A 23,185-nucleotide genomic window follows, 5' to 3' on the forward strand; every position below is an offset into this window, starting at 1 on the left:
GATTATTTACCGGTTGATTTCAAATAATCAACATGATAAAATAAATCTTCAATTGTTCTTTGAAAATTGCACAGTGATATATAAATAAAAGTAAAGCTGAAGGTAAAACTACTTATTATATAAGTAAGTAACCTTTGTAGATTTATAACTAAGCAAAGAAAATTGATAGAAACCAATTTTCGGATGAATGGTCAAGCTACAAAGGGCGCATGGTGAATGCCTTGGCACCAGTAGTCGAAGAAGGACGTGATAAGCTGCGATAAGCTTCGGGTAGGCGCAAATAGCCTGTGATCCGAAGATTTCCGAATGGGGCAACCCACACTACTAACGTAGTGTACTATAAACTGAATTCATAGGTTTATAGGGATATACCCGGGGAACTGAAACATCTAAGTACCCGGAGGAAGAGAAAGAAAAATCGATTTCCTAAGTAGCGGCGAGCGAAAGGGAAAGAGCCCAAACCAGGAACTTGTTCCTGGGGTTGCGGACAGATCATAAAAGTTGTGATTTCTTAATTGAAGAGAGCTGGAAGGCTCCGCCGTAGAAGGTAACAGCCCTGTAAGTGAAAAGAATAGCAACGAGATCTGCTCCAGAGTACCACGAGACACGTGAAACCTTGTGGGAAGCAGGGAGGACCACCTCCCAAGGCTAAATACTAACTGGTGACCGATAGTGAAGCAGTACCGTGAGGGAAAGGTGAAAAGAACCCCGGGAGGGGAGTGAAATAGAACCTGAAACCGTGTGTCCACAACCGGTCAAAGCACTTTTACGTGCGATGACGTGCTTTTTGTAGAACGAGCCAGCGAGTTACGATATGTAGCAAGGTTAAGCACTTAAGGTGCGCAGCCGAAGGGAAACCGAGTCTGAATAGGGCAATAAGTTGCATGTCGTAGACCCGAAACCGGGTGACCTATCCATGGACAGGTTGAAGCGGAAGTAAAATTCCGTGGAGGACCGAACCACGTTGGTGTTGAAAAACCATGGGATGAGCTGTGGATAGCGGAGAAATTCCAATCGAACTCGGAGATAGCTGGTTCTCCTCGAAATAGCTTTAGGGCTAGCGTTGAGAATGAGTAATGGAGGTAGAGCACTGAATGGGCTAGGGGCTGACAACAGTTACTGAACCCTATCAAACTCCGAATGCCATATACTTGAATCTCAGCAGTCAGACTACGAATGATAAGATCCGTGGTCAAAAGGGAAACAGCCCAGATCATCAGCTAAGGTCCCAAAGTGTAAGTTAAGTGGAAAAGGATGTGGGATTTCTAAGACAACTAGGATGTTGGCTTAGAAGCAGCCACTCATTCAAAGAGTGCGTAATAGCTCACTAGTCGAGAGATCCTGCGCCGAAGATGTCCGGGGCTAAAACTTACCACCGAAGCTATGGGCTCGAAAGAGCGGTAGAGGAGCTTCCTGTATGGATTGAAGTCGTACCGAAAGGAGCGGTGGACTGTACAGGAGTGAGTATGCTGGCATAAGTAGCGAGAAATAAGTGAGAATCTTATTGGTCGAAAACCTAAGGTTTCCTGAGGAAGGCTCGTCCGCTCAGGGTTAGTCGGGACCTAAGCCGAGGCCGAAAGGCGTAGGTGATGGACAATCGGTTGATATTCCGATACCGCCAACTGACGTTATTACAAATGGGATGACGCAGGAGGATAAGATGTGCACACTATTGGATGTGTGTCTAAGCACTTAGACAGACTAGACAGGCAAATCCGTTTAGTCAATGTTGAGGTGTGATGGGGAGCCATTTCGGGCGAAGTATCTGATTCCACGCTGCCAAGAAAAGTCTCTATGGAGGAAGTTGGTGCCCGTACCGCAAACCGACACAGGTAGGTGAGGAGAGAATCCTAAGACCAGCGGAAGAATTGTTGTCAAGGAACTCGGCAAATTGACCCCGTAAGTTAGCGATAAGGGGTGCCTACGCAAGTAGGTCGCAGAGAATAGGCCCAAGCAACTGTTTAGCAAAAACACAGGTCTCTGCTAAAGCGAAAGCTGATGTATAGGGGCTGACGCCTGCCCGGTGCTGGAAGGTTAAGGGGAACACTTAGCGCAAGCGAAGGTGTGAACTTAAGCCCCAGTAAACGGCGGCCGTAACTATAACGGTCCTAAGGTAGCGAAATTCCTTGTCGGGTAAGTTCCGACCCGCACGAATGGCGTAATGACTTGGGCACTGTCTCGACAACAAATCCGGCGAAATTGTAGTGCAAGTGAAGATGCTTGCTACCCGCGATTGGACGGAAAGACCCCGTAGAGCTTTACTGTAGCTTAGCATTGAGTTTCGGTATTGTCTGTACAGGATAGGTGGGAGACTGAGAAGTAAGGGCGTCAGCTCTTATGGAGTCATCCTTGGGATACCACCCTGACAGTACTGGGATTCTAACCGGCGGCCATGAATCTGGTCACGGGACATTGTTAGGTGGGCAGTTTGACTGGGGCGGTCGCCTCCTAAAAAGTAACGGAGGCGCCCAAAGGTTCCCTCAGAACGGTTGGAAATCGTTCGTAGAGTGCAAAGGCAGAAGGGAGCCTGACTGCGACACATACAAGTGGAGCAGGGACGAAAGTCGGGCTTAGTGATCCGGTGGTTCCTCGTGGGAGGGCCATCGCTCAACGGATAAAAGCTACCTCGGGGATAACAGGCTGATCTCCCCCAAGAGTCCACATCGACGGGGAGGTTTGGCACCTCGATGTCGGCTCGTCGCATCCTGGGGCTGAAGTAGGTCCCAAGGGTTGGGCTGTTCGCCCATTAAAGCGGCACGCGAGCTGGGTTCAGAACGTCGTGAGACAGTTCGGTCCCTATCCGTCGCGGGCGTAGGAAATTTGAGAGGAGCTGTCCTTAGTACGAGAGGACCGGGATGGACTGACCTCTGGTGCACCAGTTGTTCCGCCAGGAGCACAGCTGGGTAGCTATGTCGGGACGGGATAAACGCTGAAAGCATCTAAGCGTGAAGCCCACCTCAAGATTAGATTTCCCATAGCGTAAGCTAGTAAGACCCCTTGAAGAACACAAGGTTGATAGGTCAGAGGTGTAAGCATGGTAACATGTTCAGCTGACTGATACTAATAGGTCGAGGGCTTGACCAAATATAATTCACTGTGCAATTTTCAGAGAACAAATGTGCAAATTACTCAATGTTCCTGAAAAAGTTTGATAAACATAAAAAAAATGTTGACAAACTTAAGCGAATCCAGTATAATATAAAACTGTAGTAGATATGAGACTCACTCGGCAGAGCTGAGGAGTACTGATTCTTTAGCTAAATCAAAGATTTAGAAGAAATCAACATCTGGTGATTATGACGTGAAGGTAACACCCGTTCCCATTCCGAACACGAAGGTTAAGCTTCATAGTGCCGATGGTACTGCAGGGGAGACCCTGTGGAAGAGTAGGTCGTCGCCAGGTCTAATATGGATCTTTAGCTCAGTTGGTTAGAGCAACCGGCTCATAACCGGTTGGTCCGGGGTTCGAGTCCCTGAAGGTCCACCATTTATGGGGGTATAGCTCAGTTGGGAGAGCATCTGCCTTGCACGCAGAGGGTCAAGAGTTCGAATCTCTTTATCTCCACCATAAAAATACCTGTAACAGAAGTTACAGGTATTTTTTTATTTTGCAAAATAAAAAAATATTCTATAATAAGAGTAGGAGTTCAGATTGAGAGGTGTATATCAATGGATTTCTATAGAGTAAAGCAATTTTATTGGTCCATAAGTTCTAAAGTTGAAGAGAAGGATAGAGAATTTATAAACCAATATTTAAATCCAAGTGAATTAAAATTGTTTTATAAATTGTCTAAATCGGAGCAAAAGCACTCTGTTAAAGTTGCATATGATGTAGAATATACTTGTAAACAACAAAATATAGATTCAAATTTACTTATAAAGGCAGCGTTATTGCATGATATAGGAAAAACCATAAAAAAGCTAAGTGTCATAGACAAGTCGATAATAGTTATGGCAGATAATATAACAAAAGGAAGTATAAAAAGGTTATCTAAAATAGAAAAGTTAAATGTTTATTACAATCATGGTAAGTTAGGTTGCGATATATTAGAGAAATATAGTTATGATAAGAACTTACTATACTTGATTGAAAATCATCATAATTTTGAAATAAAAGGTAACAAAGAATTGGATATATTGAGAGAATGTGATGATAAAAATTAAGTAAAATTATATAAAGTTAAATATAATTTTATTTTTATCTGATATAATGGTAATATATAGATATGGTTATATTTAGCAGTTTTTAAATTAAGATAATTTTATATGTTCTAATGGAGGTAAATATGAATTCAAAAGAAAGAAGAAACTATATAGAGGAATTATTAAGAAAAGGTGATAATCCTCAAAAAGGACATATACTAGCAGAAGAGTTAGGGGTGACAAGGCAGGTTATAGTAAAAGACATTGCCATTTTAAGAGCCGAAGGTAAAAAAATTATAGCGACTCCAGAAGGATATTTAATACATAAAGAAGAAAAGAGTGTAGTAAAGAAAGTAATTGCAGTATCACATATAACCGCCAATATTGAAGAGGAATTAAAAATAATAGTTAAATTTGGAGGTATTGTAGAGGATGTTATAGTTGAACATCCTTTATACGGTGAAATAAGAGGGATGATTATGGCTAAAACATTCTATGACATAGAAAATTTCGTGAAAAGAATTAATGAATATAAAGCAGAACCGCTCCTTATTCTAACTGGTGGGGTGCATCTTCATACTATTGCAGCAGAAAATAATGATATAATACAAAATATAATTCAAGAATTAAAAGCTAAAAACTACTTAGTATCTGATTAAATAATTATAATAGTCATAGAATGGAGAAGTGCTATGGAAAAGGTTGTACTATTAAGATGTGAAGAATATAATACTAAACTTATAGAAGAAAAGTTAAGAGAAGGATTTGATTTATTAGGTGGAGATAAATTTTTGAGAGAACTTATACCATACAACAGCAAAGTTTTATTAAAGCCTAATATGTTAGCAATAGAGGAAGCTGGTTCACCAGTAATTACAAATTTTAATGTATTTGAAGCTGTTATCAAAATTATAAAGGACTATTCAAGTAACATATCATTTGGAGATTCGCCTGGATTCGGAGAAGCAAAAAAGCAGCAGAAAAATCAGGACTCTTAAAAGTAGCAGAAAAATACAATGTAAAATTTGAAGATTTTAAGAAATCTACTCATGTAAAGTTTGATGAATCAATATTATGCAAATCATGGACCGTAGCAAAAGCACCTTATGAAGCAGATGTTCTCATAACTCTCCCTAAGCTTAAAACTCATGCTATGGCTTATTTTACGGGAGCTGTAAAAAATCAGTTTGGGTGTATTCCTGGAACATTAAAGGCAACTTGGCATACAAGAATGCCTGAAGCAAATAATTTTTGTAAAATGCTATTAGATCTTAACTCTTTAGTTAACACAAATTTTGCCATACTTGATGGTATTGTAGCTATGGAGGGAAATGGACCCAAGAGTGGAAAACCTAAAAAAATGAATACGATGATCATGGGTAAAAGTGTAACGGCAGTAGACTCAACGGCAGTAAGACTTATAGGTTATGATAATCCATTAGATATACCAGTGCTGAAAGAAGCGTATGATCATAATTGGGGAACAGTACTGCCTAAAGATATACAAGTTTTAGGTGAAGATATTGAAAGTATGAAATCAAAAGATTTTGAACTTTGTAGAAAAGGAGGAAATTTTTACTTTATAAGTCCTGGAGTAACTAATTTTTTAAGGGATCTAATAGCACCAGATCCATCGCTTGTAGCAGAAAAGTGCATAAGTTGTAAAAGGTGCCAAGAGGTTTGTCCTGAAAAACCAAGAGTTATAAAGATGATAAATAGTCAAGGGAAAGTTCAACCCACATGGAATATGAAGGAATGTATTAGATGTTTTTGTTGTCAAGAATTATGTCCTTGTGGAGCAATAGAAACCAAATATTCTATATTAGGAAAAATACTAAAAATGAATAAGAGGTGATTTATATGAGGAAAAGAATAGCCCTAGGTACTACAGTGTTTATTATAATACTATGCTTAATATTTTTAGACAGGATAGTTAATTTTGTAGTAAATTTAGAGTGGTACAAAGAAGTAGGTTACTTATCTGTTTATTTTACTAAACTTATAGCAGTTACAAAATTAATGATTCCTATTTTTGCTATAAGCTTTATTGGAATATGGCTTTATTATAAAAGCTTAAGATTGAGTATTATTAAATATAAGAAAGTTGTTGAAGTAAACAGCCATAAAAATAATATTGAAAAAAAATTATTTATTTCGATTAATTTAATATTTTCTTTGTTTATTTCTTACGCATTTTCAGTAACATACTGGTACAGAATACTTCAATTTAGTAATTCCATTAATTTTAATTTTAAGGATCCTATTTTTAATTTAGATGTATCATTTTATGTTTTTAAACTTCCACTAATACAATCTTTATATAACGCTATTGTATCTTTATTAATTTTTCTAATTTTAATTACGATAGCAACTTATTTCGTTTTAAGTGCAAAGGATAGAATATATTCAGCAAGAGGTATAAGAAGAGGTTTTCCTAAAGTAACTGTTCTAAATAGTGGACTTACAAAATTTGCTGGAAGACAATTAGCTATTGTATCTTCCCTGCTAATGATATTTGTCTCAATAGGGTATCTACTAAAGGCTTTAGGGCTTGTATATAGTACTAGAGGGGTTGCCTATGGAGCAAGTTACACAGATGTTCATATAAGTTTGCTATTTTATAAGATAATCATAGTAGTGTCACTTATTGCAGCTATAATTATGTTTTATAGTATACTTACATCTAAGGCAAAACCAATTATTATATCTATAGCAACAATAATAACCTTAGCAGTGGCTGAACAAGCAATATCAGTAGGAGTACAAAACTTTATTGTTAAATCAAATGAAAAAACATTAGAACAGCCTTATATAAAATATAATATAGATTATACAAGAAAAGCTTTTAATATTGATAAAATAGATTCAAGACCATTTGAAGTAAAGAACACATTAACTAAAGATGATATAATAAATCATAAAGATACAATAGACAATATAAGAATAAATTCGTTTAAACCAGCATTAGAGTTTTATAATGGAGTTCAAATAGTAAGGTATTATTATGGATTCAATGGTATAGATATAGACAGATACAATATCAATGGTAACTTTAGTCAAGTTTTTATAGCACCAAGAGAAGTTAACACTCAATCTATAGAACCAAATACATGGCAAAACAAACACTTAGTATATACTCACGGCTATGGTGTAGTAATGAGTAAAGTAAACTCGGTAACACCAGAAGGACAACCAGACTTTGTTATTAAGGATATACCTCCAGAAAATAAAACAGATATAAAGCTTGATAATCCAAGGATATATTTTGGAGAAAAGACAAATGATTATGCAATTGTTGATACTAAACTAAGCGAATTTGATTATCCAAAAGGTGGAGAAAATCAAACAAACAAATATGAAGGCGCAGCGGGTATAAAGATGAATTTTGTAAATAAAATGCTCTTTGCTGCAAATAAAAAAGATTTAAACTTTCTTTTATCAAGGGATATAACAAGTGAAAGTAAAATACTGATAAATAGAAATATTGTAGATAGAGTTAAGAAAATAGCTCCATTTTTAACTTATGATTCAGACCCTTATATAGTAATAAGTGGTGGCAAGTTATACTGGATAATAGATGCATATACTACTTCTGATAGATATCCTTTTTCACAACCGTATAATGATGTAAATTATATAAGAAACTCTGTTAAGGTTGTAATAAGTGCAGTAGATGGAAGTGTAGATTTTTATCTAGTGGACAAAAATGATCCGATTGCTATGAGCTATTCGAAAATATTTCCTGGGCTATTTAAAGATACATCAAAGTTATCACAAGACTTAAAGCAGCATTTTAAGTACCCAGAAGATTTATTTAAGATTCAATGCAATGTTCTTGGCAAATATCATATGACAGATCCTGGGGTATTCTACAATGGAGAAGATTTATGGGAAGTTTCAAGAAATCAGAAACAGGTAGATGGGGAAAAGGACAGTATGGAAGCTCCATATGTAGTAATGAAATTACCAGGAGAAAAGGAAGAAGAAATGATACTTCTCCAATATTTTAATATGAGAAATAAAGATAATATGGTTGCCTTATTTGGAGCAAGGATGGACAAGGATAACTATGGTAAGATGATACTGTATAAGTTTCCTCCTCAAAAAACTATTTACAGTCCATATTTATTTAAGCAAATGCTAAACCAAGATACTACTATATCAAAAGAGCTGTCACTGTGGAATAAAGCTGGATCTCAAGTACAATTTGGAGATACAATAATAGTTCCTATAAACAATTCACTATTATATGTAGAGCCTATATATTTAAGAGCTAGTGGCAAAAATAGTATTCCTGAGATGAAGAGAGTTGTAGTTTCTTATGGAGATAAAATCATTTTGGCTGAAAATATAGAAAGTGCCCTTCAACAGTTATTTAACTATAAAGATAATAGTCAAACAAATGGTGCCACTGGTCAGACTCAGTATCCTGACAATGGTCTAAAGCTAGATAAAATAAAAAAGGCTAAAGAAATGTATGAAAAGGCTGTAGAGGCGCAAAAGAATGGTGATTGGGCAAAATATGGTGAATACATTAAAATGCTTGGAGAAACAATTAATGAACTGAATAAATAGATGAAAAAGAGAATGGGAATGTTCCTATTCTCTTTTTTAAATATAATTTTGTATATATGTTTAAAGCTTACTTATTTGTAGATAATACCAATATAGCACTATATTGGAGGAAACTACAGTGAAAAAGACAGTGATTTATAGTATTATACTTACTTGTATATTTATATTTGCACCAGCTTTTATGGTACAACTTGATGAAAATACGCAGCAAACAATTAATAATGAGGATGTAAGTAAAGATAACAATGATAAAAAGGTGGATATAAAAGATACCACAAATGATATAAGTATATTTTCTTCAAAAACCTGCTTTAAAAAAACATATTATGTAAACGCAAATAAAATAAATGTATATGAAGATAGCTCAGGCAACGATAAAATAATATTTACATTGCCAAAGGATGATGTAGTAGTAGCTTATAAAGAAAATAACGGATATTTATACTGTGAAGAAAATAATGAAGGTAAAAAGGGATGGATTAAAAAAAATAGCGAAAATTTAAAAGGTGCAATATATAAAAAAACAGAATATACTTTAGATGTAAACTTAACTAATCAAAATATAAATGTTATAAAAAAAGATAAAGTATTAAAAAGAATACAATGCTCTACAGGAATACTGGGAGATCAAGAAACGGAAACACCCCTTGGCATATTTAATATACAATGTAAGGGTGAGTATTTTTATAGTAACAAATATAAAGAAGGAGCAAGATATTATATTAAATTTTTTTCGAATTATTTAATACATTCTATACCAGTCGATAAAAAAGGTAATATAATAGAAGATGAAAAGAAAAAAATAGGATTTCCAGCCTCGCATGGGTGTATAAGAATATCTATACAAGATGCCGAATGGATCTATAATAATATTCCAGAAGGTTCATCGGTAGTTATACACTATTAAATTACTGCAGCTCTTTGAAAGGAAGGTTAATTTATGGATTACGATGTACTTATATTAGGGGGAGGCATTATAGGGTGTGCAGTTGCCTATGAGCTTTCAAAATACAGTTTAAATATAGCACTTATCGAAAAAGATTATGATATAGCAGATGATGTAGCTCTTATAAACTCTGCTGTAGTTTATGATGGATTAGAATGTGAAGATACATTGATGTCTAAGCTAGAACTTATGGGAAATGAACTCGTAGAAGATATAGCTTCGAAGTTTAATGTAACCTTTAAAAAGAGAGGGTCTCTAATTATTGCAGAAGATAAAAAAGGTGAAGCTAAATTAATTAATATGTATGATAGAGCCATAAGTAGGGGAATAAAAAATATACGTTTATTAGATAGTAAGGAAGTATATGAGATGGAACCAAACTTAAATGCTAATGTTAGGAGGGCAATACATTCCGAAAATACAGGAATAATATCTCCTTATGATTTAGCGATTGCCTATGGAGAAATTGCTTTTGATAATGGGGTAAAGTTTAAGTTAGAAGAAGAGGTTCTAGATATACAGAAAATGTCGAAAGGATTTAGGATAGTTACAAATAAAAATAAGTTTACCTGTAATATGGTTCTAAATACCACACCTGTAGAATACTATGGTATAGAAAGTGAAAATAAACTTAATAAAGATAGAAGTTGCTCAAAATATTTATTATTAGAAAAAGATTTTAAAGGTAACTTCAAAAATATAGTTGTAACTTTAAATGAAAGTGAAGATAAAATTTATACATTTCCTACTGTACAAGGAGGAACCATAGTTGCATTAAAGACAAATGAAGCTATTAGTTATAGTGATAGTTTAAAAAGAATATCATCGTTTATGGGAAATATAAATGATGAATATATAAATATATCCTATGAATCTCCATTTTATAATGATACACTAATAATTGATGACAGCCTTATTGATAATGGATATGTTAAAGTCGTGGGTAAACATTATAGCCAAGTTACAATTACTCCTGCTATTGCAAAAATTGTATGTGAAACTATAGTTAATAACTTAAATTGTGTGCTAAAAAAAGATTTTGTAGACAAGAGAAGAGAATTTTATAGATTCAGAGATTTGTCAAATGAAGAAAGAGAAAGCATTATTAAACAAGATAAAAGATATGGTAAAATAGTATGTGTGTGTCAAAAGGTTACAGAAGGTGAGATAGTAGACTCCATAAGAAGACCACTTGGAGCACGTACCGTAGAGGGAATAAAAAGACGAACTGGAGCTGCTTTTGGAACCTGTAAAGGTGCGCAATGCTTGAATAAGGTCGTATCTATCTTGGCTAGAGAAATGGATAAAAGGTTAACTGATATAGTTAAGGATTCTAAAAATTCAAAAATAGTTATAAGTCGAATAAAAGAGTTTGATGAAATGTAGCTAATTGGAGGAATTCTAAATTGATTAAGGAAATTATTTGCAATAAATGTGATAAAAGTTGTATATTGAGCATAAACAAATATGACGAAAGCATAGAAATTTGCGGCAACTTATGTAATGAAGGAATAAAATATGCTAACATGGAAATGAGTAGTAATAAAGATATTTTAACTACTTTAGTAAGAATAAAAGGATCAAAGCTAAATGTTGTTTCAGTGAAAAGTAATAAACCCATAAATAAAAATCTATGGATAGAGTGTTCAAAAGCCTTGAGTAGGCTTTATGTAGGAGCTCCTGTAAAAATTGGAGACATTGTATGTAAAAATATTTTAAATACTGGAGTAGACATAGTGTGTACTAAAAATGTAGAAAGAATAAATGAATAATAGAATATATTTTACACTATTCAGAATAGAGCCAAGATTAAATTGACACAGGATTATATTATATATAATCTAGATAAAAATTAAAATTAACCTATGAAGAGGCTAGTAGCATTACAAAGGGCAAAGAGAGTCAGTAGTTGGTGTGAACTGATACCAGAGTTTTGTGAATCCACCTCGGAGGTACTGCTAGTAACAGTTCGGTGATACCGTTATAATCCTTGAGAGAATCAATTTTTGGTTAACTAGGGTGGCAACGCGGAGTCCTTCGTCCCTTTATGGGATAAGGGGCTTTTTTATTTACAAAAAATATTTAGGAGGAAATTGTAATGCTAGATTTAAAAAGAATAAGAAATAATGTACAAGATATAAAAATGGCTTTAACAAATAGAGGAGAAGATTTTGATGTATCTGTTATTGATGAAGTAGTAAAATTAGATGAAAAAAGGAGACAAATCTTAATTGAAGTAGAAGTTTTAAAAAATAAAAGAAACAAAGACTCTTTAGAAATATCTAAATTAAAGAAATCAGGCCAAAATGCTGACGTTCTTGTAGCTGAAATGAAAGGGCTTTCAGAGAAGATAAAGCAGTATGACGTTAATCTAGCGGAATTAGATCAAAAAATAGAATACATAATGCTTAGAATACCTAACATACCCAATCCTCAAGTTCCAGATGGAGAAACAGATGCAGATAACATAGAGATAAGAAAATGGTCAGATCCTACAAAATTCGATTTTGAACCTAAGGCTCATTGGGATTTAGGAACAAATCTTAATATATTAGAATTTGAAAGAGGAGGAAAGGTTGCAGGTTCAAGATTTACTTTTTATAGAGGGTTAGGGGCTAGACTTGAAAGAGCACTTATATCATATTTTTTAGACTTTCATACTGAAAAACATGGCTATGAAGAGTTATTACCGCCATACATGGTTAATAGAACTAGTATGATTGGAACAGGGCAGCTGCCGAAGTTTGAAGAAGATGCATTTAGAGTTTCGAACAATGATTTTTATTTAATACCAACGGCAGAAGTGCCTGTAACTAATTTCTATAGAGATGAAGTCTTAAAAGGCGAAGATTTGCCAATAAAACATGTAGCTTATAGCGGATGTTTTAGAGCTGAAGCTGGTTCAGCAGGAAGAGATACAAGAGGTCTTATAAGACAGCACCAATTTAATAAGGTTGAGCTTGTTAAATTTGCAAAGCCAGAGAAATCTTATGAGGAGCTTGAAAAATTAACTAATGATGCAGAAGAAGTTCTTCAGGAGTTAAGGATTCCTTATAGAGTAGTTAGAATATGTAAAGGAGATTTAGGGTTTACAGCAGCACTTAAATATGATATAGAAGTTTGGATGCCAAGTTATAATAGATATGTAGAGATATCAAGTTGTAGTAACTTTGAAGATTTCCAAGCAAGGCGTGCTAATATAAAATATAAAGAAACTGAGAAAGGTAAGCTACAATATTTACATACGTTAAATGGTTCAGGAGTTGCTGTTGGAAGAGCTTTATCTGCAATTCTTGAAAATTATCAGCAAGCTGATGGAAGTGTTGTAATTCCAGAAGTTTTAAGACCATATATGGGTGGAAGAGAAGTAATAAAATAACAAAAAAAATTTTAAAAGAACTGTTGACATATACACTTATGGTTGATATAATAATACATGTCAACAGGCGAGGAAAGATGGTCGAGTTGGTTTAAGGCACCGGTCTTGAAAACCGGCGTACGGGTGACCGTACCCAGGGTTCGAATCCCTGTCTTTCCGCCAATTTTTTTTTAACTAAAATTAGGGCATGGAGAAATACTCAAGTGGCCGAAGAGGCGCCCCTGCTAAGGGCGTAGGCTGGGAAACCGGCGCGAGGGTTCAAATCCCTCTTTCTCCGCCATGTAAGCACCTATTATGGTGCTTATCTAATTTAAATAATATAAAATTATATTAGAGTAAAAATATTGTTGACTATTTTAATTAAATATGTTATTATGTTTAATGTTGGATGTATGGAAAGATGGTCGAGTTGGTTTAAGGCACCGGTCTTGAAAACCGGCGTACGGGTGACCGTACCCAGGGTTCGAATCCCTGTCTTTCCGCCAATTTTTTTTTAACTAAAATTAGGGCATGGAGAAATACTCAAGTGGCCGAAGAGGCGCCCCTGCTAAGGGCGTAGGCTGGGAAACCGGTGCGAGGGTTCAAATCCCTCTTTCTCCGCCATGTAAGCACCTGAATCAAGGTGTTTTTTAATTTCTGACATAATGTTTTTTAAACTAAATATACTAATAAATTTTGATTTATCGTATATAATAATTAATATTAATTTGATTTTTTTGAACATTTATGTTAATATAATTATGTTAAATATGCGTCGGTAGCTCAGTTGGATAGAGTAGCTGGCTACGAACCAGTTGGTCGGGGGTTCGAATCCTCTCCGACGCACCATAAAAAAGCTTGTGATTATTCATCACAAGCTTTTATTTTTTCACCTATCTTTTCACCCATTAATACTCTACTTTCATATCCTTTAGAAGATTGCTCAATTATGTCTCTATCAATATTTACTTTATCTTTTTCTAAGAATAGTATTGTTGTTGAACCACCAAACTTAAAATAACCCTTTTCATCACCTTTTCTTATATCTGCTCCAGGTGTATATGTTTGTATAATGGAACCTACACAAGTAGCTCCTACCTCCATATGAAGTATATCTCCAAAGTTTTTAGAATGGAAAATACTCCATTCCCTTTTGTTTCTGCAGAAAAGCTCAGGAATTTGTTCTAAAGCAGTTGGGTTTACAGAATAGTAATCTCCAGTAATTCTTATAGTTTCCTCGCATACACCATCATCTATAAAATGAAATCTATGATAATCAGTAGGACAAAGTCTTAATATTAAAAAAACACCCTCTGAGAACTTTTTAGATATATCAGGATTATTTATAAGTTTATCTAAACTATATGTGAAGCCTTTTACCTGAACCAACTTATTTAAATCAATATTCTCATAAGCTAAAAGTCTTCCATCACCAGGAGAAATTAAAGAGTTAATATCAGCATCTATAGGTCTTGCCCCTTTTTTTAACTTTCTTGTAAAGAAGTCATTAAATGATTCAAACTCATCTGCACTTTTTTCGCTATGAGTCATATTAATATCAAAATCTTTAATAAAAGAATGAACTTTTTTAATACTTCTCTTACTATCACAAAAAGAGCCATATATTTTAGAGAAAAACTTTTTTTTAATTAATAACTCTAAAAATTTCATTCCAATAGGAGATGAATATGTCCATTGAAGATATTTATCTCCTGCCACTTGTTCTATTTCATATTGTTTTGTTTTTCTATTATAATATTTAATCATATACAGACCTCTCTTGTGTTAATATTTATTTTGAGTATAGCATAGAATGCTTATTACAATTATCAGTTATTATTTATCTATTGTCAATTTATAATGAATCAATGCTTAAAAATTCTAAGAACTATTGAGTTATTTCAACAACATAGTATAATGTAAATTGGAATAATTATACTGACCGGTCAATTAATATATAAATCTGGAGTGGTATTGATGAATAAAACAAAAAGAACAATATTTGAATCTGCTATAAAAATATTTTCACAAAACGGTTATAGTGGTGCAACAATGGATTCGATTGCGTCTGATGCAGGAGTAGCAAAGGGAACATTATATTATCATTTTAAAAGCAAGGAAGAAATATTTAACTACATAATAAAAGAAGGAATGAATATAGTAAAGGAAAGAATAGAAAGTACTGCATGCAAGCAGCAGGATGCTCTATCAAAATTAAAAGTTCTATGCAGGATTCAGTTAGAGTTAGTTCATGAGCAGAGAGATTTTTTTATAGTATTAATGAGTCAATTGTGGGGGCAAGAATCTAGACAACTTGAACTAAGAGAGTCTATAAAGAAATATATTGACTATATACAGTCATATATTGTTGAGGCAATAGAAAATAAGATATTAAAATGTTGCGATTCTTCCTATGCGGCATATACACTATTTGGAACTCTTTGTTCTGTAGCAATATATGAACTTATAAATGAAGAAAAAAAGAATTTTGATGATTTGGCTAGTAATATATTAAATAATATACTGAATGGAATACAAGCATAAAATAAAGCATGGGACTAAATTACTTAGTTTCATGCTTTATAATTTTCGAGATTTTATCATAGAGATAATGAGAAGTAGAGTCATAAATGCAGATAGTATGAGTCCTACTACTCCTATTATAGATATATCATATATTTTAGGTCCTGCATTAATCGTTAATATTAAACTAGAACCTATTATCATAGAAGATAGTATAAGTGCAAAAACCAGCCTATTTACCATATTATTTAAAGCACTAACGGTTTTGTTTAAGCTAGTTATCTGTAGTTGAACTTTAAGCCTTCCATTTAGCATAGTATTTATAAGTTCAATAAATCTAGTAGGCATTCGAGACAAATCTTTCGTAAAGTTATATGAATATATTAGTAAATCATCTATATCTATGTTCTCTAATAATGATAATTTACTATTATTTTTTACAAAAGGCACAGCAACATCAAGTATTTGAGTATCAGGGGCTATTTTAGCAACAACACCTTCAATAATTACAAGACTTCTCACAAGGACTATTAAGTCTTTTGGGAGTTTTATATTATTGTTTTTGGCGCAGTTAAATAACTCTTGAAGCAATATAGATACATGAATATTTTTTAAAGATGTATATAGATATCTAGAAAATAAATAGTCTATATCTTCATATAATTTATTTTTATTTACAAATCCTTTCTTTATGCCTATAGACATAATTATAGATATTAGCTTATCTAAATCTTTAAAAACTACAGCAACTATAGCATCATTCAATGAGGCTCTTAATGATTCAGAAAGGTTTCCCATTATTCCAAAGTCAATAAAACAAATCTTACCTTCATTTATTAATAGGTTTCCAGGGTGTGGATCACCATGAAAAAAACCATCGGTAAAAACTTGTTTAAAAAATGATAGTGCTAATTTTTTCCCTAAATCGTTAAGATCATATCCTCCCTCTTTAAGCTTTTCTAAATCATTTATTTTAAAACCATATATTTTTTCCATAGTTAAAACCTTATCACTGGACAACTCATCTATAATATATGGAGTATAACAAAAGGCTATATTGTTATTTAGATTTCTAAATCTTTTTATATTTAAAGCCTCAATTTTAAAATTTAGCTCCTCTTCTGTAGATGATATTAATTCATTTAAAGCCTCTTCTGGATCAATTAAAGCATCAGAAAACTTTGTTTTAGTAAGCTTTATTATTCTATGTAAAATAGATAAATCCATTTTAATTTTTTCCATTATTTCAGGTCTTTGAATTTTTACAATGACTTCTTTTCCGTTCTTAAGTATGGCATTATGAACTTGGGCTATAGATGCAGAAGCCAATGGTTCTTTTTCAAAAGATGAAAAGCAATTCTCAATGTTTTTATTAAAAACACTAAAGAAAACATTATTAATATCTTCGTATTTTTCAGGAGAAGCGTTATCTTGAAGCTTTGAAAGTTCTTGTATATATTCAGGAGGAAGTATATCAGGTCTTGTACTTAATACCTGACCTATTTTTATAAAGGTAGGCCCTAACTCTTCAAAAGCTTTTCTTAAATTTTCGGGAAAATATTGTTTTTTTATTTTACTATCTACTATATGGCCAAAGCCATAGCGAGCTAGTACACTTATTATTTCTCTAAACCTTTGTATTGAGTTATTATGCATAATATGCCTCCATAAATATTAAAGCCCTAACAGCTGTCGGGGCTTTAGCTTTTGGTATTTACTTTTTCCTCTAGCATATCCAATCTTTGTTTTATGTTTTGTAAATCATCTTTAGTTACAAAGTTCATTTGATTTAAAGTAGATACCAAGTCATCCTTAGTTAAAGGCTTTACATCTTCAACTTTATTTTTTATATTTCTCTTTAGCTCTTCTGAAAGTTCTTTCCCCTCATCCATAGTTAGCTTACCTTTTTGAACCATATCGTCAATTAACTTTGATGCCTTTTCATAAGTATATGCTGCAGATCCTAAACCTGCTAAAAATAAATTTTTTAATTCATTCATCATAATAACACCTCTTAATTAGTATATTTTTATTTACAATATAATATACCTATTATTTAAATTAATTAGTTGCTAGTATGCTAATAGATTATAATATAAAAATTTGACATTTATTATAGATTATTATAAAATATTATGGAAACAAGTTAATATGCGCTCGTAGCTCAGTAGGATAGAGCAGCGGTTTCCTAAACCGCGTGCCGGGGGTTCGATTCCTCTCGGGCGCACCAAAATTGAATCCTGTAATTTTAATTACAGGATTCAATTTTTAAATGTGTTTACAATAATTACAAATAATTATAAAATATACTAAGAGGTCTCTATGAATAATAAGTTTATGATTGAAGCTATACTTGAGGCTGAAAAATCCACGCTTTTAAAAGAAGTGCCAGTTGGAGCTGTCATAGTAAAGGATAATAATATAATAGCAAGAGCACATAATTTGAGAGAAACTTTAAATAGTCCATTAGCGCATGCTGAGATTTTAGCTATAGAAAAAGCTTCAGAAGTTATTCAAAATTGGAGACTTAATGGGTGCAGCATGTATGTTACTTTAGAACCCTGTCCTATGTGCGCAGGAGCTATACTTCAATCAAGAATAAGTAATTTATATATAGGCACTTTTGATCCTACAGCTGGTGCTTGCGGTTCTGTAGTAAATGTACTCCAAAATGATGCATTAAACCATTGGACTAATATTCACTGGCTTTATGATGAGAAGTGTAGCAATATATTAATAGAATTCTTTAAATCAAGAAGGTGAGGCATCTTTGACTTGATATTTTATTTTAGATGCCTAATATGGAGAGATGTCCGAGAGGTCGAAGGTGGTTGACTCGAAATCAATTGTACGGGTAATACCGTACCGGGGGTTCGAATCCCCCTCTCTCCGCCATACAATTAAGCCAATAATTACTTGCTAATAATTTTTACAAAGGTGTTGAATTATTTTAATATTAATAGTATAATAATCCTTGTTCCAATAAAACATGATAAATATAATTAAATATTGTTTCATGAGTAAATTTTGTGGAGAGATGTCCGAGTGGTTGAAGGAGCACGCCTGGAAAGCGTGTGTAGGGGAAACCCTACCAGGGGTTCGAATCCCCTTCTCTCCGCCAATAGAACTTTGTCGTGCTAGATGGGGAGTCAGCGGTGCCCTGTAACCTGCAATCCGCTACAGCAGGGTTGAATTCCTCGCTTAGACTATAAAATGTGGGGTCTGGCCTATAAAAGTGGCGTTGAGAACTGGGTCCCACGCAACGGAAACTCATGAATTCCGTCAGGTCCGGAAGGAAGCAGCGGTAAGTGATCATTTTCGTGTGCCGTGGATAAACCTGGTTTGAGCTAACTGTATGGGTAACGCTCATATTTTATTAGACGAAGCGAGGTGCACGACTTTAATATAATTTGCTTATAAAAGATACCTAAAAGGGTGTCTTTTTTATTATATTTAGATTTATTTTATGAAAAAATTAAATGTTAACTATAAATTCTATATAAGGTATAATATATAGTGGTTAAACAAGTTAAAGAAGGTGATTTAAGTGTCTTACACTGCATTATATAGAGAATGGAGACCTAGAGTCTTTGAAGATGTAGTCGGTCAGAACCACATAACTGTAACACTTAAGAATCAAATAAAAAATAACAGAATTGCACATGCTTATCTTTTTTCTGGTACAAGAGGAACAGGTAAAACATCTACTGCAAAAATATTTTCAAAGGCAGTAAATTGTCTTGACTTGAAAGATGGAGAGCCTTGTAATGAATGTGAAATGTGCAAAAAAATAAGCATGGGACTTTCTATTGACGTAATAGAAATGGACGCTGCTTCAAAAAGAAATTTAGAAGACATAAAGGATGTTATAGAAAATGTAAAATATCCTCCTCAAGAAGGAAAATATAAAGTATATATAATGGATGAAGTTCACATGCTTACCCCACAAGCGGTAAACGCATTCTTAAAAACACTTGAGGAACCACCTTCAAATGTAATATTTATTCTTGCTACTACAGATCCTCAGAAGCTTCCTGTTACTATTCTTTCTAGATGTCAAAAGTTTGATTTTAGAAGAATAAAGGGATTAGACATGTTTGAGAGGCTTAGAAAAATAGCTAAGGAACAAGGAGTATTTGCAGATGATAAAAGCTTGAACTTAATATCTAGAATGTGCGATGGAGCAATGAGAGACGCATTAAGTATATTAGATCAGGCTATATCTATGGGTGGTGGGAAAATAGACTATGATGGCGTTATAAGTATGCTTGGTTTAGTTACGAATGAAAACTTAATAAGGCTTACAAATGAGGTTATAGAGAAAAACGTAGAGGGGGCCATGAGGATAGTAGATGATATAGTCCTCAGTGGAAAGGATATTTACAATTTTATAAAAGATATGATAACTCATATGAGAAACCTTTTAATGGTAAAGGTAAGTAAAAATCCAGAAGATATATTAGATATGTCTGAAGAAAATATAGAACTTCTAAAAGAGCAGGCGCAAAAAATAAGAATAGAAGAAATAATGAGAGACATTAGAATATTACAGGATGCAGAAGATCAATCAAAATGGACGAAACAAAGTAGAATATATTTAGAACTTGCAGTAATAAAAATGTGTAAGATAGAGTATGATACTTCGAAAGAAGTAATACTTTCAAGATTAAACAGGTTAGAAGAAGCCTTAAAAGAAGGTGAACTAAAAGTAACCTGTGAAAGAATAGTTCCTAATACAACTAATGTAGTAAAAAAAGAAAATAGGACTAAGGTAGAAGAAAATAAATCAAAAGAAAATATAAGACCTGTAATGGACGACAATATATATTCAAAGCTTACATTAGATATAGTAAAAAAGAGCTGGAGAGATATATTAGAATCTTTTAAATCAAAAAGTTATAGGGTTATACATGCAGCTCTATTTACAGGAGAAGTAATTAAATGTGAAAACGGAATGATAACAATAAGATACGATAAAGATTATGCTTTTAATAAGCAAAGATTAGAAAAAGAAGAAAATAGGAGAATAGTTGAAGAAATATTTTCGGAAGCTCTAAAAGAGAGAGTGAGGCTCCAATATTATATAGATGGAGATGAAACTAGAGGTAAGTCGAATTCTCCTGAGCAGCTATTAAGAGATGCTTTTGGAGAAGATTTGATTGAAATAGTTGATGAATAATAACAAAAAAGTATTGATTTAAATTTATAAAAATATGGTATAATTATAACTGAATTAATTAAGTCGAGGAGGAATTAGCATGGCTAAAGGTGGATTCCCTAACTTTGGTGGGGGAAATATGAATAATATAATGAAACAAGCACAAAAATTTCAAAAGCAGATGGAAGATATGCAAAACGAACTTGAGAATAAAGAATTCTCAGCTACAGTTGGCGGTGGAGCAGTAACTGCAGTTGTAACTGGTAAAAAACAAATAGTGGATATAAAGATAAAACCAGAAGTCGTAGATCCAGATGATGTAGAAATGCTTCAAGATTTAATTTTAACTGCATGTAATGAAGCTCTAAAAATAGCTGAAGAAGAAACATCTGCAGAGATGAAAAAGTTAACAGGTGGACTAAATATTCCAGGAATGTTTTAAAACACAGTAATAATTGCCCCATCTATTGAAGATGGGGTTTTAAAATTGAGGTGATAATTATGGATTTCTATCCAATTGCAATAGAAAAGCTGATTGAGGAATTTGCTAAGCTTCCAGGCATAGGATATAAAACAGCTCAAAGACTTACTCTTCATGTACTGAATCTGCCAGGTGAAGAGGTTAGAGAGTTTGCTGAAGCATTAGTTAAAGCTAGAGGAACAATAAAATATTGCTCTGTATGCGGTAATTTCACAGATAAGGATCCTTGTGCAGTATGCTCTAATCCTAATAGAGATAAGAGTTTGATATGTGTTGTTGAGCAACCTAAAGATATAATATCCATGGAAAAAGTTAAAGAGTTTAATGGGGTTTATCATGTTCTTCATGGGAATATATCCCCTATGGCAGGTAGGGGTCCTGAAGACATAAAGCTAAAAGAACTTATAAGAAGAATAAATGGAGAAGTAAGAGAGGTAATAGTAGCTACAAATCCTAATATAGAAGGAGAAGCTACTGCTATGTATATATCAAAAATATTAAAACCTTTAGGTGCTAAAGTGACAAGAATAGCTCATGGAATACCTGTTGGTGGAGATTTAGAGTATGCAGATGAGGTTACACTTTCAAAAGCATTAGAAGGTAGAGTAGAGATATAACGTATACTAATTCTATTTTATGTCAATTATTATAGACATGATGTAAAATAGGAGGTTCTTTATGGACAAAAGTATTATTGCTAGCTTAATAACTAAAAAATCAAGATATACGGCAGAACAAAAAAAATTATTAAATGCAATAGAGAAGGCAAGAGAAGATTTAAAGGTAGCTAGAGAATATTTTAATGCCGTTAATGATCCAAGGCTTGTAGATTATGCGATATATAGAGAAGAAGCTGCAAAGGCAAGATATATGTTTTTACTTAACGAAGCTAAAAAAAATGAGCTAAAAGTTGAATGTTCAAACGTCATTGAAGATTTAAATGTAGGTTAAAATGAAAAAGGTGAAAAGCAAATAACTTTAAGTTTTTACTTTTCATCTTTTTTATTAATACTTTTGCTTTAGTAGAATATAAATTTAGTAACAAGAAAATTAGGGGGGATATCTTTGGAATTTGAATACATAGGTTACTTTTTAATTTCTATAATTGGTTTATATATATTAGTTAAAATTTTTGCTTGGCCTCTAAAGGTTTTATTGAAATTAATAGCTAATGGATTGATTGGAATTTTGCTATTAATTGCAGTTAATTTTATTGGGCATTATTTTAATTTTTACATAGGAATTAATGCAATAACAGCTCTCATAGCTGGTTTTTTGGAATACCAGGAGTAATATTTTTAGTTATATTTAAGTTGTTCTTGTAGTGAATTTAGGCTAAATTGATAAATATATTGGTTTAGCCTTAAGTTAAATGAACATCTCGTATAAGCCAAGAAGTATTATTATTATACCAGAAATTAGATTTGCTTTACTTTCTAGCACCTTAGGTATATACTTCTTACCAAGAATGTATCCTAAAGGTATAGCAGTTAAACTAAATACAAATGTAAAAATAGAAGTTAAGAGTATGCTTAATCCTGTAATACTAGCCCCTATGCCCAGACCCATGTTGTTTAGAGCTAGTACAAACCCTAAGATTACTGCTTCTTTCAAATCGATATTGCCTGAATTATTCATATCTGCTTTCTCAGGACTTGTCAGGAGCTCTTCACACTGAACTCTATAGCATTCTAATTTATTTTGCTTCTTGTATTCATCTTTTTGAACTTTATCATTTTTTTTCAAGGAATTAAGTATAAACCATAATCCTAATAGGATAAGGATGGAACTTCCTATAAGGTTTGCATTATGCCCAGCAATAAATTTACTAATAAAACTACCTAGTGCCATTGATAAAAATGTTCCTGCACAAGATATGAAGGCTACTAAGAGATTACTTAATATAGATATTTTGAGTTTTCTGATACCGTAGGCAACTCCAACGATAAGATTATCAAGGCTAGCAGACACAACAAATAATATTACTGATAGAATATGCAT

Annotated in this window: 17 protein-coding genes, 10 tRNA genes, 2 rRNA genes, 1 other RNA gene, 2 pseudogenes and 1 other annotated feature; of the genes and pseudogenes, 28 read left to right on the forward strand and 4 right to left on the reverse strand. The window is 33.2% G+C overall.

All coding sequences use genetic code 11. The features are described from left to right. The first annotated feature begins 189 nt into the window (after window positions 1-189). From RCG18_RS07230 to RCG18_RS07310, 17 genes and pseudogenes are all read left to right on the forward strand, one after another. Window positions 190-3,084: ribosomal RNA gene (locus RCG18_RS07230) — 23S ribosomal RNA — on the forward strand. 202 nt (window positions 3,085-3,286) lie between these two features. Further along, a 5S ribosomal RNA gene (gene rrf, locus RCG18_RS07235) occupies window positions 3,287-3,403 on the forward strand. Window positions 3,404-3,410: 7 nt separating this feature from the next. Beyond that, window positions 3,411-3,487 (forward strand) — tRNA-Ile (locus RCG18_RS07240). Window positions 3,488-3,492: 5 nt separating this feature from the next. Further along, window positions 3,493-3,568 (forward strand) — tRNA-Ala (locus tag RCG18_RS07245). Between the two features lie 101 nt (window positions 3,569-3,669). After that, window positions 3,670-4,164, forward strand: a complete 495-nt coding sequence (locus RCG18_RS07250) for an HDIG domain-containing metalloprotein (RefSeq protein WP_308040665.1) — start codon at window positions 3,670-3,672, stop codon at window positions 4,162-4,164. 122 nt (window positions 4,165-4,286) lie between these two features. After that, on the forward strand, window positions 4,287-4,802 hold the full coding sequence (locus RCG18_RS07255) for a transcription repressor NadR (RefSeq protein WP_308040666.1): 516 nt from the start codon (window positions 4,287-4,289) through the stop codon (window positions 4,800-4,802). A gap of 33 nt (window positions 4,803-4,835) precedes the next feature. After that, a pseudogene (locus RCG18_RS07260) lies at window positions 4,836-5,998 on the forward strand (DUF362 domain-containing protein). Between the two features lie 5 nt (window positions 5,999-6,003). Then, complete coding sequence (locus RCG18_RS07265; protein ID WP_308040667.1) at window positions 6,004-8,718, forward strand: UPF0182 family protein; 2,715 nt, start codon at window positions 6,004-6,006, stop codon at window positions 8,716-8,718. 118 nt (window positions 8,719-8,836) lie between these two features. Next, window positions 8,837-9,625, forward strand: a complete 789-nt coding sequence (locus RCG18_RS07270; RefSeq protein WP_308040668.1) for a L,D-transpeptidase — start codon at window positions 8,837-8,839, stop codon at window positions 9,623-9,625. A 33-nt stretch (window positions 9,626-9,658) separates the two neighbouring features. Beyond that, complete coding sequence (locus RCG18_RS07275; RefSeq protein ID WP_308040669.1) at window positions 9,659-11,050, forward strand: FAD-dependent oxidoreductase; 1,392 nt, start codon at window positions 9,659-9,661, stop codon at window positions 11,048-11,050. Between the two features lie 20 nt (window positions 11,051-11,070). Next, window positions 11,071-11,436 (forward strand): DUF1667 domain-containing protein, encoded by a 366-nt coding sequence (locus tag RCG18_RS07280; RefSeq protein ID WP_308040670.1) that lies wholly within the window; start codon window positions 11,071-11,073, stop codon window positions 11,434-11,436. Window positions 11,437-11,520: 84 nt separating this feature from the next. After that, window positions 11,521-11,712, forward strand: a binding site (T-box leader). Window positions 11,713-11,762: 50 nt separating this feature from the next. Then, complete coding sequence (serS, locus tag RCG18_RS07285; RefSeq protein ID WP_308040671.1) at window positions 11,763-13,043, forward strand: serine--tRNA ligase; 1,281 nt, start codon at window positions 11,763-11,765, stop codon at window positions 13,041-13,043. 71 nt (window positions 13,044-13,114) lie between these two features. Continuing rightward, a tRNA-Ser gene (locus RCG18_RS07290) sits at window positions 13,115-13,205 on the forward strand. A 27-nt stretch (window positions 13,206-13,232) separates the two neighbouring features. Then, window positions 13,233-13,323: transfer RNA gene (locus RCG18_RS07295), tRNA-Ser, on the forward strand. Window positions 13,324-13,437: 114 nt separating this feature from the next. Next, a tRNA-Ser gene (locus RCG18_RS07300) sits at window positions 13,438-13,528 on the forward strand. 27 nt (window positions 13,529-13,555) lie between these two features. Continuing rightward, window positions 13,556-13,646: transfer RNA gene (locus RCG18_RS07305), tRNA-Ser, on the forward strand. A gap of 148 nt (window positions 13,647-13,794) precedes the next feature. Further along, a tRNA-Arg gene (locus RCG18_RS07310) sits at window positions 13,795-13,871 on the forward strand. A 15-nt stretch (window positions 13,872-13,886) separates the two neighbouring features. On the opposite strand, the gene RCG18_RS07315 is transcribed toward RCG18_RS07310, so the two are convergent. Then, a complete protein-coding gene (locus tag RCG18_RS07315) occupies window positions 13,887-14,789 on the reverse strand; it encodes a phosphatidylserine decarboxylase (protein WP_308040672.1) in 903 nt (300 codons plus the stop codon). A 210-nt stretch (window positions 14,790-14,999) separates the two neighbouring features. Between RCG18_RS07315 and RCG18_RS07320 the strand changes: the two genes are divergently transcribed. Then, entirely contained in the window at window positions 15,000-15,566 is a 567-nt protein-coding gene (locus RCG18_RS07320) for a TetR/AcrR family transcriptional regulator (RefSeq protein ID WP_308040673.1), read from the forward strand. 36 nt (window positions 15,567-15,602) lie between these two features. On the opposite strand, the gene RCG18_RS07325 is transcribed toward RCG18_RS07320, so the two are convergent. Beyond that, a complete protein-coding gene (locus RCG18_RS07325) occupies window positions 15,603-17,201 on the reverse strand; it encodes an AarF/ABC1/UbiB kinase family protein (RefSeq protein WP_308040674.1) in 1,599 nt (532 codons plus the stop codon). 44 nt (window positions 17,202-17,245) lie between these two features. After that, window positions 17,246-17,548 (reverse strand): phasin family protein, encoded by a 303-nt coding sequence (locus RCG18_RS07330; RefSeq protein WP_308040675.1) that lies wholly within the window; start codon window positions 17,546-17,548, stop codon window positions 17,246-17,248. Window positions 17,549-17,698: 150 nt separating this feature from the next. Between RCG18_RS07330 and RCG18_RS07335 the strand changes: the two genes are divergently transcribed. The 10 genes and pseudogenes from RCG18_RS07335 to RCG18_RS07380 all read left to right on the forward strand — a co-directional run bounded on the left by RCG18_RS07335 (window position 17,699) and on the right by RCG18_RS07380 (window position 22,509). Continuing rightward, a tRNA-Arg gene (locus RCG18_RS07335) sits at window positions 17,699-17,775 on the forward strand. A 92-nt stretch (window positions 17,776-17,867) separates the two neighbouring features. Continuing rightward, window positions 17,868-18,308 (forward strand): nucleoside deaminase, encoded by a 441-nt coding sequence (locus RCG18_RS07340; RefSeq protein ID WP_308040676.1) that lies wholly within the window; start codon window positions 17,868-17,870, stop codon window positions 18,306-18,308. A gap of 40 nt (window positions 18,309-18,348) precedes the next feature. Further along, window positions 18,349-18,440: transfer RNA gene (locus RCG18_RS07345), tRNA-Ser, on the forward strand. A gap of 136 nt (window positions 18,441-18,576) precedes the next feature. Beyond that, window positions 18,577-18,666: transfer RNA gene (locus RCG18_RS07350), tRNA-Ser, on the forward strand. Between the two features lie 11 nt (window positions 18,667-18,677). Continuing rightward, window positions 18,678-18,943, forward strand: an RNA gene (gene ffs / locus RCG18_RS07355) — signal recognition particle sRNA large type. Between the two features lie 149 nt (window positions 18,944-19,092). Then, the gene (dnaX, locus tag RCG18_RS07360) at window positions 19,093-20,724 is read left to right on the forward strand and encodes a DNA polymerase III subunit gamma/tau (RefSeq protein ID WP_308040677.1); all 1,632 of its coding nucleotides are present in this window, start codon (window positions 19,093-19,095) and stop codon (window positions 20,722-20,724) included. Between the two features lie 79 nt (window positions 20,725-20,803). Further along, window positions 20,804-21,145: a YbaB/EbfC family nucleoid-associated protein gene (locus RCG18_RS07365; protein ID WP_211145074.1), complete on the forward strand. Its 342-nt coding sequence runs from the start codon at window positions 20,804-20,806 to the stop codon at window positions 21,143-21,145. A gap of 59 nt (window positions 21,146-21,204) precedes the next feature. Next, on the forward strand, window positions 21,205-21,801 hold the full coding sequence (gene recR, locus RCG18_RS07370) for a recombination mediator RecR (protein ID WP_308040678.1): 597 nt from the start codon (window positions 21,205-21,207) through the stop codon (window positions 21,799-21,801). Window positions 21,802-21,862: 61 nt separating this feature from the next. Beyond that, the gene (locus RCG18_RS07375; RefSeq protein WP_308040679.1) at window positions 21,863-22,135 is read left to right on the forward strand and encodes a YaaL family protein; all 273 of its coding nucleotides are present in this window, start codon (window positions 21,863-21,865) and stop codon (window positions 22,133-22,135) included. A 114-nt stretch (window positions 22,136-22,249) separates the two neighbouring features. After that, window positions 22,250-22,509, forward strand: a pseudogene (locus tag RCG18_RS07380) (pro-sigmaK processing inhibitor BofA family protein). A gap of 43 nt (window positions 22,510-22,552) precedes the next feature. On the opposite strand, the gene ytaF reads toward RCG18_RS07380, so the two are convergent. Then, on the reverse strand, window positions 22,553-23,185 hold the full coding sequence (gene ytaF, locus RCG18_RS07385; RefSeq protein ID WP_308040680.1) for a sporulation membrane protein YtaF: 633 nt from the start codon (window positions 23,183-23,185) through the stop codon (window positions 22,553-22,555).

The organism is Clostridium sp. OS1-26, assembly GCF_030915445.1.
In the GTDB taxonomy this organism is placed as follows: Bacteria; Bacillota; Clostridia; order Clostridiales; family Clostridiaceae; genus Clostridium_AM.